We start from the raw sequence: 15,886 nt of genomic DNA, 5'->3' as shown, positions 1-15,886 counted from the left end.
TTCGGGGACAGAACCCACGGGTAAGCACCCGTTCCGGGCATAGGCTCACGGGATGCGGATCGGGGTGCTGGGGGCCGTCGTCGCTTGGGACGGCGCGGGCGGGACGGTCGCCGTGGGCGGCCCGCGAGGCCGGGCGCTGCTCGCGTTGCTCGCGGCGGACGCCGGGCGGTTCGTGTCCGCCGAGCGGCTCATCGACGGGCTTTACGGCGAGGAACCGCCGGACGGCGCGGCCAACGCGCTCCAATCGCAGGTTTCGCGGCTGCGCAGCGCGCTGAAACTGCCGATCGAACTCACCTCGGCGGGGTACCGCCTCCGGATCGAACCGGACGAAGTGGACGCGCACCGGTTCGAGCGGCTGGCCGGCGAGGGCCGGCGCGAACTCGCCGAGGGCGACCCGACGCGGGCCAGCGACCTGCTCGGCGAGGCGCTCGCGCTGTGGCGCGGACCGGCGTTCGCCGACGTCCCCGCCGCAGAGGTCCAGGCCACCCGGCTCACTGAACTCCGCGCCGAGGCGGCTGCCGACCGGGTCGACGCGGAGATCTCGCTCGGCCGCGCCGCCGACGTCCTCGATGAACTGCGCACCGCGATCGCCGAGAACCCGCTGCGCGAGCGGTCGCGGGCTCAGCTGGTGCGGGCCTTGCACGCCGCCGGGCGGACCGCCGAAGCGCTCGCTGCGTTCGAGGACGCCCGTCGCACCCTCGCCGACGAACTGGGCGCGGACCCTGGTCCAGACCTCACCGAGGCGCACCTGGCCGCCTTGCGCGGCGAGTCGGCGAACGCCGCGACCCCGTTGCCCGCGCAGCTCACCAGCTTCGTCGGCCGGGACGGCGAACTGCGGCAGGTCGCGGATCTCCTGCGCCAGGCCCGGCTCGTCACGCTGCTCGGTCCCGGCGGGACCGGGAAGACCCGGCTGGCCGTCGAAGCCGCGGCGGACGCGGGACCGTGCGTCTTCGTGGAGCTGGCCCCGCACGTCGCCGACGACGTTCCGCAAGCCGTCCTCACCGCGCTCGGCCTGCGCGAGGGCGCCCGCGGTCGACAGGACCCGGTCGACCGTCTCGTCTCGGCCTTGCGCGACCAGGCGACGTTGCTGGTGCTGGACAACTGCGAACACGTCATCGCCGCAGCCGCGAGGTTGGTCGCGCAGCTGCTGCCCGCGTGCCCCGGACTGCGGGTGCTGGCGACGAGCCGGGAACCGCTCGGCATCACCGGCGAACAACTCGCCCCGGTCCCCCGCCTCGCCGTCCCACCGCCCGACGCACCCGACGCGGAGACCTACCCCGCCGTCCGGCTGTTCCTCGACCGTGCCCGGGCGAGCGACCCTGCTTTCCAGCTGACCGGCGAAACGGCGGCCGACGTCGTGCGGATCTGCACCGCGCTCGACGGCCTCCCGCTCGCGCTGGAACTGGCCGCCGCCCGCGTGCGCACGCTGCCGGTCGCCGACATCGCCGCGCGGCTCGACGACCGCTTCCAGCTGCTGGCCCGCGGCAGCCGCACCGCCGACGAACGGCACCGGTCGCTCCGCGGCGTCGTGGAATGGAGCTGGGATCTGCTTGATGACGACGAACGCCGCCTCGCCCGTCGGCTGACCGTCTTCACCGGCGGCGCGACGCTCGCGTACGCCGAGCAGGTGTGCGACGTCCCCGTCGACCTGCTCCCCGAACTCGCCGACAAGTCGCTCGTCGAACCGTCGAGCGGGCGCTACCGGATGCTGGAGACGATTCGCGCGTTCTGCGCGGAAAAGCTCGACGCCGCAGGCGAGACCGAACGCTTCCGGCAAGCCCACGCGCAGGTTTTCCTGCGGCTCGTCGAGGAAGCCGACCCGAAGCTGCGTACCGCGGACCAGCTGGACTGGCTGCGGAAAATCGACGCTGAGTACGACAACATCGTGGCCGCGCTCCGGTGGTCGGCCGCGGCAGATCCGTCGACCGCGTTGCGGATCGCCGCCGCGCTGTCGATGTATTGGTGGCTGCGCGGACGACGTTACGAAGGCGCGGCGCTGTCGATGGAAATCGTGCGCCACTGCCAAGCGGAGCCGCCGGAAGGACACCGCGAGCAATTCCTCATGTGCCTGCTGACCGCGATGGCCGGCGCCCCGGAAGCCGCCGAGACTGCGAACTATCGGTCCTATGTGGAGCGGTACTTAGCAGAAAGCTCCTGGACCCCGGAGCATCCGATGATGCTCATGCTGTCCGGCGTCGTGCTCGGGCCGCCCGACGACGAGGACGCGCGGCTCCGGCTGTCCGGGCTCGAAAAGCATCCCGACCCGTGGCTCACCGCGCTCGTGCCGATGGGCGACGGTCTGCGCGCGATGCTCGCCGGGGAACTCGACGAAGCCGAACGCGGTCTGCGAGAAGGCGAAGCGTGCTACCGGGCGCTCGGCGAACGCTGGGGGCTGTCGATGGCGCTCGACCACCTGTCGCAGTTGCTGGTTTTGCGCGGCCGCCACGAGGAAGCGCTCGCCGCGATGACCGAGTCCCTGTCGCTCATGCAGACACTCGGCGCGACCGACGACTACGCGGACCTGCTGTGCCGTCGCGGCGACAGCCGAGCGTTGCGCGGCGACCTCGCCGGCGCGAAGGCCGACTACGAGCGGACCGTCGAACTCGCCCATCGCACCGGGATGCCCGAGACGCGAGCCAGCGGTCACGTCGGTCTGTCCGGCATCGCCCGCCGCTCCGGAGATCTGGCCGGTGCGCGGGCGCTGGCCGAGCAGGCGCTCGCCGAATGCGCGGCGGACTCGTTCTCGGCCGCCATCGTGCGGGCGGCCGCGTCGATCGCGCTCGGCTGGATCGACGTGGCCGAGCACCGCCCGGAGGATGCCCGCCGACGGATGCAGCTCGGCGTCGAAACCGCGCACCGCTGGCATGACCACGGGTCACTGGCCACCGCGTTCGAGGGCGTCGCCGGGGTCTTCGCCGAGGAGGGCCGGTTCGCCGACGCCGCCGCTTTGCTCGGCGCGGCGGCCGCGGTGCGCGGGGCCGCCGTGCCCGGCCAGCACGATGTCGCGCAGGTCACCGAGGCCGCGGAGAAGGCGCTCGGACCGGACGGGTTCACCGCCGCGTACACCGCCGGTAAGCAGCTAGAACCGCATCACCGCCTCGCGTTGGCCGGATTGTCCCCGGTTCAGTGAACGGGTACCACGCCGTCGGGGGGTACGCAGCGCCGCACCGGAGCGCGTAGCCTTCCCTGCCGTGCGGAACGTAGTTGTGATCGGTGGGGGAATCGTCGGGCTGTCGGTCGCGTGGGAGCTGTCCCAGCGCGGCCAGGACGTGACGGTGCTCGAAAAGGAAGCTCGCTGGGCGGCGCACCAGACCGGGCACAACTCCAACGTCGTGCACGCCGGGCTCTACTACAAGCCCGGTTCGTTCAAGGCGCGGATGTCCGTCGGCGGCAACCGGTCCATTGTGGATTTCGCCAGGCAGTACGGGGTGCCGGTGCAGGTGTGCGGCAAGCTCGTCGTGGCGACCCGCGAGGAGGAGATCCCCGCGCTGGACACGCTCGCCGAACGGGCCGAGGCCAACGGCGTGCCCGCCAAGCGGATCACCCCCGCGGAGGCCCGCGAGTACGAGCCGGAGGTGTCCTGCGTCGCCGCGCTGCGCGTCGAGTCGACCGGCATCATCGACTTCCCCGCGGTGTGCGCGGCGCTCGTGCGGCTGCTCGACGAGGCGGACGCGGACCTGCGGCTGAACACCCCCGCGCTGGGCATCCGCCCGGCTCGCGGCGGCGGGGTCGAGGTGGCCACCGGCTCCGAGGTGCTGCACGCCGACGCGCTGGTCAACTGCGCCGGTCTGCACGCGGACCGGGTCGCCGAAATGGCCGGCATCACTCCGAGCGCGCGCATCGTGCCGTTCCGCGGCGAGTACTACGAGCTGAAGCCGGAGCGCCGCCACCTCGTGCGCGGGCTGATCTACCCGGTGCCGGACCCGACGCTGCCGTTCCTCGGCGTGCACCTCACCCGCATGCTGGACGGCAGTGTCCACGCGGGCCCGAACGCCGTGCTCGCGCTGCGCCGCGAGGGCTACCGCTGGGCGGACGTGTCGGTGAAGGATCTCGCCGACGTCGCCCGCTTCCCCGGCGCCTGGAAGCTCGCCCGCAAGTACGCGTACCCGACCGGCCTCGAAGAGGTGCTGCGGTCGTTCTCGAAGAAGCGCTTCGCCGCCAGCCTCGCGCAGCTCGTGCCCGCGGTGACCGAGGACGACATCGTGCGTCACGGTTCCGGCGTCCGGGCACAGGCGCTGCGCCCGGACGGTTCGCTGGTGGACGACTTCCTCATCGAGTCCACAAAGGACCAGGTGCACGTGCTCAACGCGCCGAGCCCGGCGGCGACGAGCGCGCTGGAGATCGCCAAGTACATCGCCGACCGGGTGACCGACTGAACCGTCCGATGTAGACGGTTCAGGAAGGCAGGTTCCCCGACACCATCGGGATTCCGGCCTTGATCGCGTCGCACGCCTTGGTCTTGTCGGCCAGCTGCCCGCTGACGATCTGGATCGAGGCGGTGTCCGAAACCGGGAGCCCGGCCGCGCAGATCACGCCGCCGGAATCGTTGAAGTTCGGGAACAGCGACCACTTCCGGCCGTTCACGTCGATCTGCTCGGTCGGCGCGACCTCCATGCCGGGCCAGCGTTTCAGCGGAACGTCCGGCCCGACCCAGACCTCGAACGGCTTCTGCCCGCCGTCGCCGTCGGTGTCCTTCCACAGGCAGTAGGTCACGTTCGGCGAGATGACCTTGGAGCTGTCGAGTTCGCCGTTCGGCACCATTTTCAGCTGCTGCGCCTGCTCCGGCTTCAGCAGCTGGCACGGATTGACCGACGCGAGCGGCCCGGTCGGCGCGGTGCCCTCCGGCGGCGTGCTCGGCGCGATCGACGGCGCGGGCTGCCCGCCCGGCAGATGCGCGGCGACCTGCGGGATGACCTTCTTCGCGCGTTCGCACGCCTGCGCGTCGTCCGGATAGGACACGCTCACGAAGGCGAACGACTTCGGGCCGAGCGTCGTGTACAGGTCGCAGCTGCCGTTGATGAACCCGGCGTAGCGCGTCCACGGGAAGCCGCCGAGCTGTACCGGGTCGGCCTTTTTGAGGGCGCCCTGGAGGTAGTCGTCGAGGCTCAGGTCCACCGACCAGCCGACGGACATGACCACCGTGTGGTCGGTGTCCGTCCCGGTCCACAAGCACATCGCGGGCGCGCGCTGTTCCTTGCGCGCCTTCACCGACCGGCCCGGCGGCTTGTAGCCGAGCCCGGCGAGCTGCTTCGCGTCGAGAAGCTGGCACGGCTCGACGACCGGCGTGACCGGCCCCTGCCCCGGTACCGGCGAAGCCACGCCGCTCACCTGCTGCGTGCACCCGGCGAGCAGCATCGCGACCGCCGCCAGGGCGACCGCCGCTTGTTTGCACCTCATCAGCTGCCTCCTCCGCTCCGCACCCTACTGAGCAGCGGGGTTCCGCACCCGCGGAACGGGAAGGAAGGACCGGAGATCACGGTTTGGGCACCGCGCGCCGCAGGACGAGCGCGGAAACCCCGGCGGCCGCCACGACCACCGCGGCGGCGGCGATCGCGATGGCCATCGTGGTTCCGTTCACCTGCGGCCGGAACGGATGCGAGTTCGGCACCAGCAGAATGACGCCGGAGCCGATCGCCGCGAGCAGCAGGCCGAACAGCCAGATCCGCAGGGCGCCTTGCCGGAGCGTCGCGAGAAACTGCGCGTCCGCGGACCGGAACATCGGCCGCCGATCCCGCCCCCGGACCAGCATGACCCCGTTGACGACGAGGCAGAACGCCGCGCCGCCGATCGCGATCAGCCCGACGGAACGACGCGTGCGTCCCCTTTTCCGCGGCGAAGAGCAGCCAGCCCGCGACCGCGAGCACGGCGAACGCCAGCGCATAGTCCACTGTGGCCAGCGCACCGGCCTTGCGCAGAGCGGGGATCAGGGCTCTGTCGGATTCCATCTGAGGTTGTCTCGCCTTCGCGAAGTTCAGCGCTTGACCGGCTCCAGCACCTCAAGCCCGCCGAGGAACGGACGCAGCGCCACCGGCACCCGGACCGAACCGTCGGGCTGCTGGTGGTTCTCCACGATCGCGACGATCCAGCGCGTGGTCGCCAGCGTGCCGTTCAGGGTGGCGGCCGTCTGCGGTTTGCCGTTGTCGTCGCGGTAGCGGACGGACAGCCGGCGGGCCTGGAACGTGGTGCAGTTGGACGTCGAGGTCAGCTCGCGGTAGGTCTCCTGCGTCGGGACCCACGCCTCGCAGTCGTACTTGCGGTAGGCGGACGTGCCGAGGTCGCCGGTCGCGGTGTCGATGACCCGATACGGGACCTCGATCGCGGCGAGCATGTCCTCTTCCCAGCCCAGCAGCCGCTCGTGCTCGGCCTCCGCGTCCTCCGGCTTGGCGAACACGAACATCTCGACCTTGTCGAACTGGTGCACCCGGATGATGCCGCGGGTGTCCTTGCCGTACGACCCGGCCTCGCGGCGGTAGCACGACGACCAGCCCGCGTAGCGGCGCGGACCGGCGGCGAGGTCGAGGATCTCGTCCGAGTGGTAGCCCGCGAGCGGGACCTCCGACGTGCCGACGAGGTACAGGTCGTCGTCGCGCAGCCGGTACACCTCCGACGAGTGCGCGCCGAGGAAGCCGGTGCCCGCCATGATTTCCGGGCGGACCAGTGACGGCGTGATCATCGGCGTGAAGCCGTTCGCCGTCGCGCGCGCCACGGCCATGTTCAGCAGCGCGAGCTGCAGCTGCGCACCGACGCCGGACAGGAAGTAGAACCGCGAGCCCGACACCTTCGCGCCGCGCTCCATGTCGAGCGCGCCGAGGCCTTCCATCAGGTCGAGGTGGTCGCGCGGGGCGAAGTCGAACGACGGCACCTCGCCGACGGTCTTCAGCACCGCGAAGTCGTCCTCGCCGCCGATCGGCGCGTCCGGGTGCACCAGGTTCGGCAGGATCCGGAACAGCTTGTCGAACTCCTCCGACGCCTCGTTCTGCTCGACCTCGGCGGCCTTGACCTGCGCCGACAGGTCCTTGGCGCGGGCGAGCAGGGCGGGCTTGTCCTCGGCGGAGGCCTTCGGCACCTGCTTGGACACGGACTTCTGCTCGGCCCGCAGCTTGTCGGCGGTCGCGATCGCAGAGCGGCGGCGCTGATCGAGGTCGAGCAGCTTGTCGACCACTCCCTCGTCCTCGCCACGGGCACGCTGCGACGCGCGCACGGCTTCCGGGTCTTCGCGCAGAGTCCTGGGGTCAATCACGGACAGAAGGGTAGTCGTTGGCGTATGACCTCCATACGCCAACTCCGCGCACAGTGTGTACAGCCGCCTGAAGACAACCCGACAGTCTGATCGTTGTCGCCCGTTTCCCGCGCTCCCCATACTCGCTAGAACCCGGAGCGGAGGGAACTCACATGACCGACGACCTGCTCGCGCGCCACCGCGCGGTGCTCCCGTCCTGGATGTCCCTGCTGTACGACGAGCCGATCGAAATCGTGCACGCGCAGGATCGCCGTCTGACCGATTCCACCGGCCGCACCTACCTCGACTTCTTCGCCGGCGTGCTCACCAACGCCATGGGCTACGACGTCCCCGCGATCAGCGACGCGGTCCGCAAGCAGCTGGACACCGGCGTCCTGCACACCTCGACGCTCTACCTGATCCGCTCGCAGGTCGAACTGGCCGAACGGATCGCGCGGCGCTCCGGCATCCCGGACGCCAAGGTGTTCTTCACCAACTCCGGCAGCGAGGCCAACGACACCGCGCTGATGCTCGCCACCCAGTACCGCCGCAGCAACCAGGTGCTGGCGATGCGGAACTCGTATCACGGCCGGTCGTTCGGCACGGTCGCGATCACCGGCAACCGCGGCTGGTCGGCGTCGTCGCTGAGCCCGATCAAGGTCAACTACGTCCACGGCGGCTACCGCTACCGCAGCCCCTTCCGCGACCTGCCGGACACCGCCTACATCGACGCCTGCGTCGCCGACCTGGTGGAACTCCTGGAAACCGCCACCGCGGGCGACGTGGCCTGCCTGATCGCCGAGCCGATCCAGGGCGTGGGCGGCTTCAGCTCCCCGCCGGACGGCCTGTTCAAGGCGATGAAGGAAGTCCTGGACGAGCACGGCATCCTGTTCATTTCCGACGAGGTCCAGACCGGCTGGGGCCGCACCGGCGACCATTACTGGGGCATCGAGGCCCACGACGTGGTGCCGGACATGATGACCTTCGCCAAGGGCCTCGGGAACGGCCTGGCAGTGGGCGGCGTGGTCGCCCGGGGCGACGTCATGGACTGCTTCCAGGCAGAGTCGTTCTCCACTTTCGGCGGCAACCCGGTGTCCATGCAGGGCGCCCTGGCCGTCCTTGACTACATCGACGAGCACGACCTGCAAGCCAACTGCAAAGCCCGCGGCGACCAGTTGATGCGCGGCCTGCGCGCGGCGAACAGCCCCTGCGTCGGCGAGGTGCGCGGCAAGGGGCTGATGATCGGCGTCGAACTGATCGAACCAGGCACCACGACGCCGAATACCGCTGCCGCCAAGCAAATGCTGGAAGAAACGAAAAAGCGCGGGCTGCTCATCGGAAAGGGCGGGCTGCACAAGAACGTCCTGCGGATCGGGCCGCCGATGACGCTGACCGAAGCCGAGGCGGCCGAAGGACTGCAGATCCTGCTCGATTCGCTGGCCGCCCTGTCCTGACCGCTCGCTCCGCCCGGTTTTGTCGTACCCCGGTGCGAAGATCCGTGCTCGTGAACACCGAACAGTTCTGGGCCCTGATCGACGAGGCACGCGGCCAGGCCTGCGCACCGGAAGACAGCTACGAGGTAGCCGAACAAGCCTGCGCCTTGCTCGCCGCGCGTCCGAGGGAGGAGATCGTGGCCGCCCAGCAGATCGTCTGGGACCTGCTGGCCGACTCCTACCGCGGCCCGCTGTGGGCAGCCGCCTACCTCGCCAACGGCGGCTGCTCCGACGACGGCTTCGAGTACTTCCGCGGCTGGCTGGTCCTGCAGGGCCGGGAGGTCTTCGAGTGGATCGTGGCGGCCCCGGACGAACTGGCCGAGTTGCCCGCGGTGCGCGCGGCCGCCGCGGACGGCGAAGAACTGGAGTGCGAAGCCACCCTGGGCATCGCCTCGAGCGCGCACATCGACGCGACCGGAGAGGAGCTTCCGGCTGACTCGTTCACCATCCGGTACCCGCCGCTGGATCCCGAGTGGGAGTTCGACTACGAGGACGCCGAAGAGATGCGGCGCAGGCTGCCCCGGCTCGCCGCGGCGTACCTGAACTGATCCCTGCCGTGCGAGTGCTGTCCAGTCAGCGCCGCACGAATCGCGCCACGTGCTCCGCGAGCGTCTCCCCCGCGTCCTCCTGCAGGAAGTGCCCAGCCCCGGCCACCGTCGGGTGGTCCAGACCAGCTGCCCCGCGCATCGAACGCTGCAGAATCGGCCCCATCGCGCCGGTGATCGGGTCGCCGTCCGAGAACGCGCACAAGAACGGCACGTCCAGATCCGTCAACGTCGCCCACGCCGCCCGATTGGCGTCCGACGCCGGATCGTCCGGTCGCGTCGGCACCAGCCCCGGCATCGCCCGCGGCCCGGCCTTGTACATCTCGTTCGGGAACGGCGCGTCGTAAGCCGCCCGGATGTCCTCCGGCAGCGGCGTCTTGCACCCGGACTGCACACACCGCCCGACGTCCAGAATCTGCGCGCCCTCCACGGCTTCCCGGAACTTGTGCCACACCGGCGGCATGTCCACGTCCCCGGTCGGCAGCCCGGTGTTGGCCGCGACCACCCCGGCGAACCGCCCCGGGTGCTCAGCCACCAGCCGCAGCCCGATCAACCCGCCCCAGTCCTGCCCGACGACCGTGACCCCTTCGAGCCCGAGCACGTCGAACGCGAACCGCCGCATCCATTCGACGTGCCGCGCGTACGTGTGGTCGACGATCTCCGCCGGCTTGTCCGACCGGCCGAACCCGACCAGGTCCGGGGCGATCGCCCGCAGCCCGGCATCGGCCAGCACCGGAAGCATCTTCCGGTAGAGGAACGACCAGCTCGGCTCGCCGTGGAGCAGCAGAACGGGCGGCCCGTCCGCGGGCCCGGCCTCGACGTAGCCGACTCTGATCAGCCCGCCGTCCGGGTCGGACAGGTCGGTGTACTGAGGTTCGAAGGCGAAATCGGGCAGGTCCGCGAACCGGTCTTCCGGCGTCCTGAGGAGTCGCACGGTTCCCACGTTAGTGGGAACGGGACCGCGCGGCAGTGCGCGAACGCTACGAAATCGCTACCGCGACGACCAGCCCGAGCCCGAGGTGCGCCGCCGCGACGACGACGCTCGCCGGCGCGAACTTCTCGCTCTGGATGGTGGACCCGACGTCGATCCGGGTCGCCCACTCCAGCAGCCGCACCGCCAGCACCTGCACGATGACCCCGATCAGGCCGTAGACCAGCGACGTGATCAACCCGGCGGTCAGGTCGCTCGCGGAGCTGTAGATCGCCACGACCACGATGAACGCCATCGACAGCAGCCCGGACGCGGTCACGATCACCGCGTTCGGCAGCCCGCGGGTGACCAGCTTCGACAGCTTGCCCGGCGTGGTGAAGTCGATCGCGTAGAAGCCGGCGAACATCAGCAGCAGGCCGACGATGCCGTACAGCAGGATCGCGCCGATCCCGCGCACGAGATCGGAACCGAAGGTCGCGGGCAGCGCGAGGGTCGTGGTCACGGGGTCTCCCTGGATGGCCAATTCAGCCAGTTGAATCGGACATCCAGGGTTGTATCACGACTCCGGGATCCGGTGCGGCACAAACGCCGCGCCGTCGTCGGTGACGAGTCCGCTGGTCTCGCGGATGCCGAGCCCCGCCGACTGGTCGCCGACGATCCACGCGCCGAGCGCGGGCCGGTACCCGTCGAACTCGGGCAGCGGGTCGAACGCCTGGTAGACGTAGCCTTCCGCGCCGTAGACGCCGTCGGTCTGCGTCTCGTACCCGGTGGCCACGATCTGCACGTTCGCGCCCTCGCGGCCGAGCTTCGGCTTGCGCACGTACTCGGTGAGCAGGCCGGGATCGTCAGCGAACGCGGGCAGCAGGTTCGGGTGCCCGGGATAGTTCTCCCACAGCACGGCGAGCAGCGTCTTGTTCGACAGCAGCATCTTCCACAGCGGTTCGACCCACAGCGTGCGCGGCATGGTCTCCACCGCGAACTTGCCGAACTCCTCGTCGACGACCCACTCCCACGGGTACAGCTTCACCACCGTGGACATCTGTCCCTCGGCGAGGTCGACGAACCGCTTGAGCACCGGGTCCCAGCCGATCTCCTCGATCGCGAGCCCGACCGTGTCGAGCCCGGCCTCGGCCGCGGTCTCCTGCAGATACGCCGTGGTGACGTGGTCCTCGCCGCTCGGGTCGGCGGAGGACCAGGTGAAGTGCAGTTCGTTCGACGGCAGCTTCCCGCCGATCTCCTCCCAGCGCTCGACCAGCTTCTCGTGGATGGAGTTCCACTGGTCGTCTTCCGGGAAGACGTCGGTCTTCCAGTGCCACTGCAGCAGCGACGCCTCCAGCAGCGTGGTCGGCGTGTCCGCGTTGTACTCCAGCAGCTTGGCCGGCGACTTGCCGTCGTAGCGCAGGTCGAAGCGCCCGTAGACGTGCGGGTCCTGCCGCTTCCACGATTCCGCGATGTGCGGCCACACCCACTCCGGGATGCCGAAGCGCTGGTACTGCTCGGTGGTCACGACGTTGTCGACGGCCTCCAGGCACATCGAGTGCAGCAGTTCGACGTCCGCCTCGAGCGAGAGCACCTCGTCCATGTCGAAGACGTAGTGCACCGATTCGTCCCAGTACGGACGCGGTTTGCCGGTGCCGTCGCGTGCCGGGGTGCCGTAGACCAGGCCCTGCTCTTCGACGATCCGCTGCCAGTCGCGGCGCGGTTCCCGCCGGTCCCGATACACCTATGAGCCTCCGCTCTTCCCGGTCCCGCCGAAGCTGCCGCCGCTCTTGCCGCTGATGCCGAACCCGCCGCGCTGGACGCTGGTGCCCGACTTGGTCGAAACGTTGGTGTTGCCCGACGGCGCGGTGTAGCTGCCGCCGGACACGTGCTGCCCGACGCTGCCGCTGCCGCCGTAGTTGTAGCGGTACTGCGAGTAGCCGCCGCCCGGGAGCGGGATGATCCAGAACCCGCCGCTGTAGTGCCCGCCGTGGCTGGTCGCGTAGCTCTCGTCGCAGTACTTGTCGTCCTGGATTACTCCGTCGGACGTGACACAGGACGCGGTCATCTCGGCGGGCTTCGCGATCGTGTAGAACGTCGCGACCAGCCCGACGAGACCGACAGTGACCCCGCTGCCGATCAGGATCTTGCGTTTGGTGGCCGCCTTCGCGTCCGCCGCCTCCCGGGCCGCGACGGCTGCCTGCCGTTCGCGTTCCTGGTCGGCGATGGCCTGCTTGCGGGCCCGTTGTTCGGCCACCGAGGGCTGCCGGGGTTGCGTGTTCGCGTCCTGGAACCGCATCGAACCCGGCTTCTTCGGCTCCTCGGGCGGCTGCACGCCGCTGTTGTCGTCTTGCGTCATGTGCGCTCCGTAATCCCCCAGCACTGCAAACCCCGCGTTCTACCCTAATCGACCCGGCACACGCGCGGTTCATGCGGCGCGGGCATCATGGGTATCGATGTCTCAACGCTCGGAGCGGTTCCCTTCGCGTATGCAGACCCTGACCACCCGCGTGGTGATGGCCGGGGTGTTCCTCGGCGCGGTCATCGCGCTGGCCTTGAGCGTCGCCTTCTCTTGGACCGACACGCTCGCCGGCGGCACGGGCGGCGGCGAGGGCAAGCTCAGCGAGGCCGCCCAGCAGGCGTTCCACTCGCCGCCGGGCACCTGCCTGGCCTGGAACGCCAAGGACGCCTCCGACGCGCACCAGGTGCCGTGCACGCAGCCGCACCTGTTCGAGGTCACCACCGTGGTCGACATCGGCGCGAAGTTCCCGCAGCAGGCTCCGTTCCCGAGCCTCGACCAGTGGCAGGACATCGCGCAGCAGCAATGCAACGCCGACGTGCGGCCGTACCTCGGCCATCCGCTCGACCCGTACGGCAAGCTCACCACCAACCTGCTGCGGCCCACGTCGGCGCAGTGGGCCCAGGGCGACCGCCAGCTGCGCTGCGGCCTGCAGTTCGCCGGTCCGGGCGGGACGCTGCAGCTGACCACCGGCGCGGCGAAGACCCAGGACCAGTCGATGGTGTGGGCCCCGGGCACCTGCCTCGCGCTGGCGGGCAAGGGCGTCGGCGACCCGGTCGACTGCAGCAAGCCGCACTCGTACGAGATCATCGCGACGCTCGACCTCGCCTCGCACTTCAAGGACGGCTACCCCAAGCTGGACGACCAGAAGTCCTGGCTGGACACCGAGTGCAACAAGGCCGCGAAGGAGTACACCGGCAGCGCCGACCTCTCCTCGAAGAAGCTCACCCTGGGCTGGGACTCGCGCGAGCAGGAGAGCTGGGACGCCGGGTCCACGAAGGTCAACTGCAAGGTCGCGGCCACGCTGCAGGACGGCAGCGGGTTCCAGGCCGTCACCGGCAGCGTGAAGAGCGGGGCGGCGAACTCGTCCGGCCAGCAGCAGAGCCCCCCGCCCAGTTCCAGCTCCGGCGCCGGCGGAGGCAACTGAGCCGTGCCCGTCGAGATGAGCCAGGCGCGGTTCGAGGAACTCGTCTCCGACGCGCTCGACCAGGTGCCCCCGGAATTCGCCTCGGCGATGGACAACGTCGTGGTGTTGGTCGAGGACTTCAACGAGGAAGCGCCGGACATCCTCGGGCTCTATCACGGCATCGCGCTCACCGAGCGCACCAGCCACTACAGCGGGGCGCTGCCGGACCGGATCTCGATCTACCGCGAGCCGATCCTCGACATCTGCGACACCGAGGACGACGTCGTCGAGGAAGTGCTGATCACCGTGATGCACGAACTCGGCCACCACTTCGGCATCGACGACGAGCGGCTGCACGAGCTCGGCTGGGGCTGATTCCGGCGGAACCCCGTCCGCCCGTTGCTCTTCCCTGCCCGGCACCACGCCGCGACCACGGAAAACACCGAAGGTCACCAAAGCGTCACAGAACGCCGCCGATCTCCCTAGACTGGCCTCACCAGGGCGTTTCCTTTCCTCGTGAGGTGGTTCGTGTCGCATCGTCAGACGGACAGCCGGCTTCGCTGGCTGCTCGCCTCGAGCGGCACGTCGAACCTCGCCGACGGCATCGCCAAGGTCGCTTTCCCGCTGCTGGCCACCACCCTGACCCGGGATCCGGTCGAGATCGCCGCGCTGTCGGCGGTGCAGTTCCTGCCGTGGCTGCTGTTCGCCATCCCGGCGGGCACGCTCGTCGACCGGATCGACCGCAAGAAGGCGATGGTCGCGGCGAACGCGATGCGCGCGCTCGTGGTCGCGGCGGTCACCGCGCTGCTGGCCTTCGGCACGGTGGAGATCTGGACGATCTACGTCGCGTCGCTGCTCGTCGGCATCGCCGAGACGGTCGCGGAGAGCGCGGCGAACGTGCTGCCGCCCGCGCTCGTCGAGGCGGACCGGCTGGAGAGTGCCAACAGCAAGCTGCAGGCGTGCGAGATCGTCGGGCAGACGTTCCTCGGCGGCCCGGTCGGCAGTGCCACCTTCGCGCTGTTCGCGGTCTTCCCGTTCCTGCTCTCGTCGGTCGGGTTCGCGGTCGGCGCCGCGGTGCTGCTTGGCATGGCGGGCAGCTACCGGCCGCGGCAGGAAACGAAGTCGCACATCCGCGCGGATTTCGCGGACGGCTTCCGCTGGCTGCGGCGGCATTCGCTGCTGCTGCGGCTGCTCGCGATCGCCGGTTTGCTCAGCCTGATCAGTGAACTGGCCCAGGCGCAGCTGGTGCTGTACGCGCTGGAAGACCTGCATTTGTCCGACGCCACGTTCGGCGCTTTCGCGTTCGTCGGCGGGGCTGGCGGCCTACTCGGAGCCGGGTTGACGCCGCGGCTGGTCCGGCGCATCGGACGGCGGACGGTCCTGGTCGGCGGGGTGTTGTTCTGCGCGCTCGGCTTCGGCGGCATGGGCCTGGTGCGGCAGCCGGTGGTGTCCGCGGTGCTGTTCGGCGTGTTCGCGGCGGCAGTGGTGGCGGTGAACGTCGTGCTCGCGACCGCACGCCACACGCTGGTTCCGGGCGAGCTGCTCGGGCGCGTCCTCGGGGTCTGGCGCACCGTCGTCTGGGGCGCGATCCCGCTCGGCGCGCTGCTCGGCGGATTGCTCACGAAACTGCTCGGTTCGGCGGGCGACACCTTCGCCGCGTCCGGCCTTCTGCTGCTGTTCGTGACCGGCTATGCACTGTTCGCGCTGCGCGGGCACCCGCTCGATGACAAAACCGCCTCGACCGGCGACGGAGTCCGTTCGCAGCAGTGATCCGGGGCGGGTTTGGTGCTGAAATAACACCTCACCCCGGCCGCCGGAGGTCTGCGATGACTGCACTCGACACCCCGCCGCTGCCGGACGACGACCGCGACACCGAACTCGAATCGCCGCCGCCCGCCTCCCGCCGGCCGCTCGTCATCGCCGCGGTGGCCGGATTCGTGCTCGGCGGATGCGTGCTCGGGCTGCTGTGGGGGCTGTCCGGCCAGCGTGCCGGAGCGAATGTCGACGCCGCGGCCGCCTGCGCCGCGTTCGCCCGCGTCGGGCACATCCCGGACACCACCGGCGGCGTCGACGCGGCGCAATTCACCCGGATGTCCGACGACTCGGTGCACCGCGTCACCGGCGCGGCGGAGCTGGCCAAAGCGGCGGCGACCTTCGACGGCAACTACCAGCCGCTGGCCAAAGCCCTCGACGCGGTGAACAAGATGGTGCTCAGCAGCCGCTTCGACAACCGCGACGGGCAGGCCGCCGTCGTCCAGGCGGAACAACTCTGCGCGCGGGGCTGACCCCACGCG

The 15,886-nt window shown here is 70.2% G+C and carries 15 protein-coding genes; 8 read left to right on the top strand and 7 right to left on the bottom strand.

Going from position 1 to position 15,886, the window contains the following annotated elements; genetic code table 11:
* Window positions 1-52 precede the first annotated feature (52 nt).
* Both WA670_RS05130 and lhgO read left to right on the top strand, forming a co-directional pair.
* A complete protein-coding gene (locus WA670_RS05130) occupies window positions 53-3,130 on the top strand; it encodes a BTAD domain-containing putative transcriptional regulator (protein WP_238603614.1) in 3,078 nt (1,025 codons plus the stop codon).
* 61 nt (window positions 3,131-3,191) lie between these two features.
* Window positions 3,192-4,376 (top strand): L-2-hydroxyglutarate oxidase, encoded by a 1,185-nt coding sequence (gene lhgO / locus WA670_RS05125; protein WP_037807063.1) that lies wholly within the window; start codon window positions 3,192-3,194, stop codon window positions 4,374-4,376.
* 19 nt (window positions 4,377-4,395) lie between these two features.
* On the opposite strand, the gene WA670_RS05120 is transcribed toward lhgO, so the two are convergent.
* The 3 genes from WA670_RS05120 to serS form a co-directional block, all read right to left on the bottom strand.
* The gene (locus WA670_RS05120; protein ID WP_134664470.1) at window positions 4,396-5,397 is read right to left on the bottom strand and encodes a DUF3558 family protein; all 1,002 of its coding nucleotides are present in this window, start codon (window positions 5,395-5,397) and stop codon (window positions 4,396-4,398) included.
* A 76-nt stretch (window positions 5,398-5,473) separates the two neighbouring features.
* A complete protein-coding gene (locus WA670_RS05115; protein WP_238603615.1) occupies window positions 5,474-5,881 on the bottom strand; it encodes a hypothetical protein in 408 nt (135 codons plus the stop codon).
* Window positions 5,882-5,971: 90 nt separating this feature from the next.
* Entirely contained in the window at window positions 5,972-7,240 is a 1,269-nt protein-coding gene (gene serS, locus WA670_RS05110; RefSeq protein ID WP_078870231.1) for a serine--tRNA ligase, read from the bottom strand.
* Window positions 7,241-7,392: 152 nt separating this feature from the next.
* Here serS and WA670_RS05105 point away from each other — a divergent pair, with 152 nt between their 5' ends.
* The gene (locus WA670_RS05105; RefSeq protein WP_043837839.1) at window positions 7,393-8,673 is read left to right on the top strand and encodes an aspartate aminotransferase family protein; all 1,281 of its coding nucleotides are present in this window, start codon (window positions 7,393-7,395) and stop codon (window positions 8,671-8,673) included.
* 50 nt (window positions 8,674-8,723) lie between these two features.
* Entirely contained in the window at window positions 8,724-9,260 is a 537-nt protein-coding gene (locus tag WA670_RS05100) for a DUF4240 domain-containing protein (protein WP_336157014.1), read from the top strand.
* Between the two features lie 25 nt (window positions 9,261-9,285).
* Here the strand turns inward: WA670_RS05100 and WA670_RS05095 are convergent, their stop codons facing one another.
* The 4 genes from WA670_RS05095 to WA670_RS05080 are packed head-to-tail and all read right to left on the bottom strand — an operon-like array spanning window position 9,286 to window position 12,526.
* Window positions 9,286-10,200, bottom strand: coding sequence for a haloalkane dehalogenase (locus WA670_RS05095; RefSeq protein WP_037807049.1), 915 nt, complete (start codon window positions 10,198-10,200; stop codon window positions 9,286-9,288).
* Window positions 10,201-10,237: 37 nt separating this feature from the next.
* Window positions 10,238-10,690, bottom strand: coding sequence for a DUF350 domain-containing protein (locus WA670_RS05090; protein WP_037807046.1), 453 nt, complete (start codon window positions 10,688-10,690; stop codon window positions 10,238-10,240).
* 54 nt (window positions 10,691-10,744) lie between these two features.
* Window positions 10,745-11,911 (bottom strand): glutathionylspermidine synthase family protein, encoded by a 1,167-nt coding sequence (locus WA670_RS05085; protein WP_037807043.1) that lies wholly within the window; start codon window positions 11,909-11,911, stop codon window positions 10,745-10,747.
* Window positions 11,912-12,526 (bottom strand): hypothetical protein, encoded by a 615-nt coding sequence (locus WA670_RS05080; protein WP_336157013.1) that lies wholly within the window; start codon window positions 12,524-12,526, stop codon window positions 11,912-11,914. It lies immediately after the preceding gene.
* Between the two features lie 97 nt (window positions 12,527-12,623).
* Here WA670_RS05080 and WA670_RS05075 point away from each other — a divergent pair, with 97 nt between their 5' ends.
* From WA670_RS05075 to WA670_RS05060, 4 genes are all read left to right on the top strand, one after another.
* Window positions 12,624-13,613: a septum formation family protein gene (locus WA670_RS05075; protein ID WP_336157012.1), complete on the top strand. Its 990-nt coding sequence runs from the start codon at window positions 12,624-12,626 to the stop codon at window positions 13,611-13,613.
* Between the two features lie 3 nt (window positions 13,614-13,616).
* The gene (locus tag WA670_RS05070) at window positions 13,617-13,967 is read left to right on the top strand and encodes a metallopeptidase family protein (protein ID WP_037807040.1); all 351 of its coding nucleotides are present in this window, start codon (window positions 13,617-13,619) and stop codon (window positions 13,965-13,967) included.
* 153 nt (window positions 13,968-14,120) lie between these two features.
* Window positions 14,121-15,362, top strand: coding sequence for an MFS transporter (locus tag WA670_RS05065; protein WP_336157011.1), 1,242 nt, complete (start codon window positions 14,121-14,123; stop codon window positions 15,360-15,362).
* A gap of 56 nt (window positions 15,363-15,418) precedes the next feature.
* On the top strand, window positions 15,419-15,877 hold the full coding sequence (locus WA670_RS05060; RefSeq protein ID WP_238603620.1) for a hypothetical protein: 459 nt from the start codon (window positions 15,419-15,421) through the stop codon (window positions 15,875-15,877).
* The last annotated feature ends 9 nt before the right edge of the window (window positions 15,878-15,886 follow it).

Source organism: Amycolatopsis sp. VC5-11 (assembly GCF_037034185.1).
Lineage (GTDB): Bacteria > Actinomycetota > Actinomycetes > Mycobacteriales > Pseudonocardiaceae > Amycolatopsis > Amycolatopsis nivea.
Note: the sequence above shows the minus strand (reverse complement) of the source record. Positions and strands in the feature narration are given on the sequence as shown.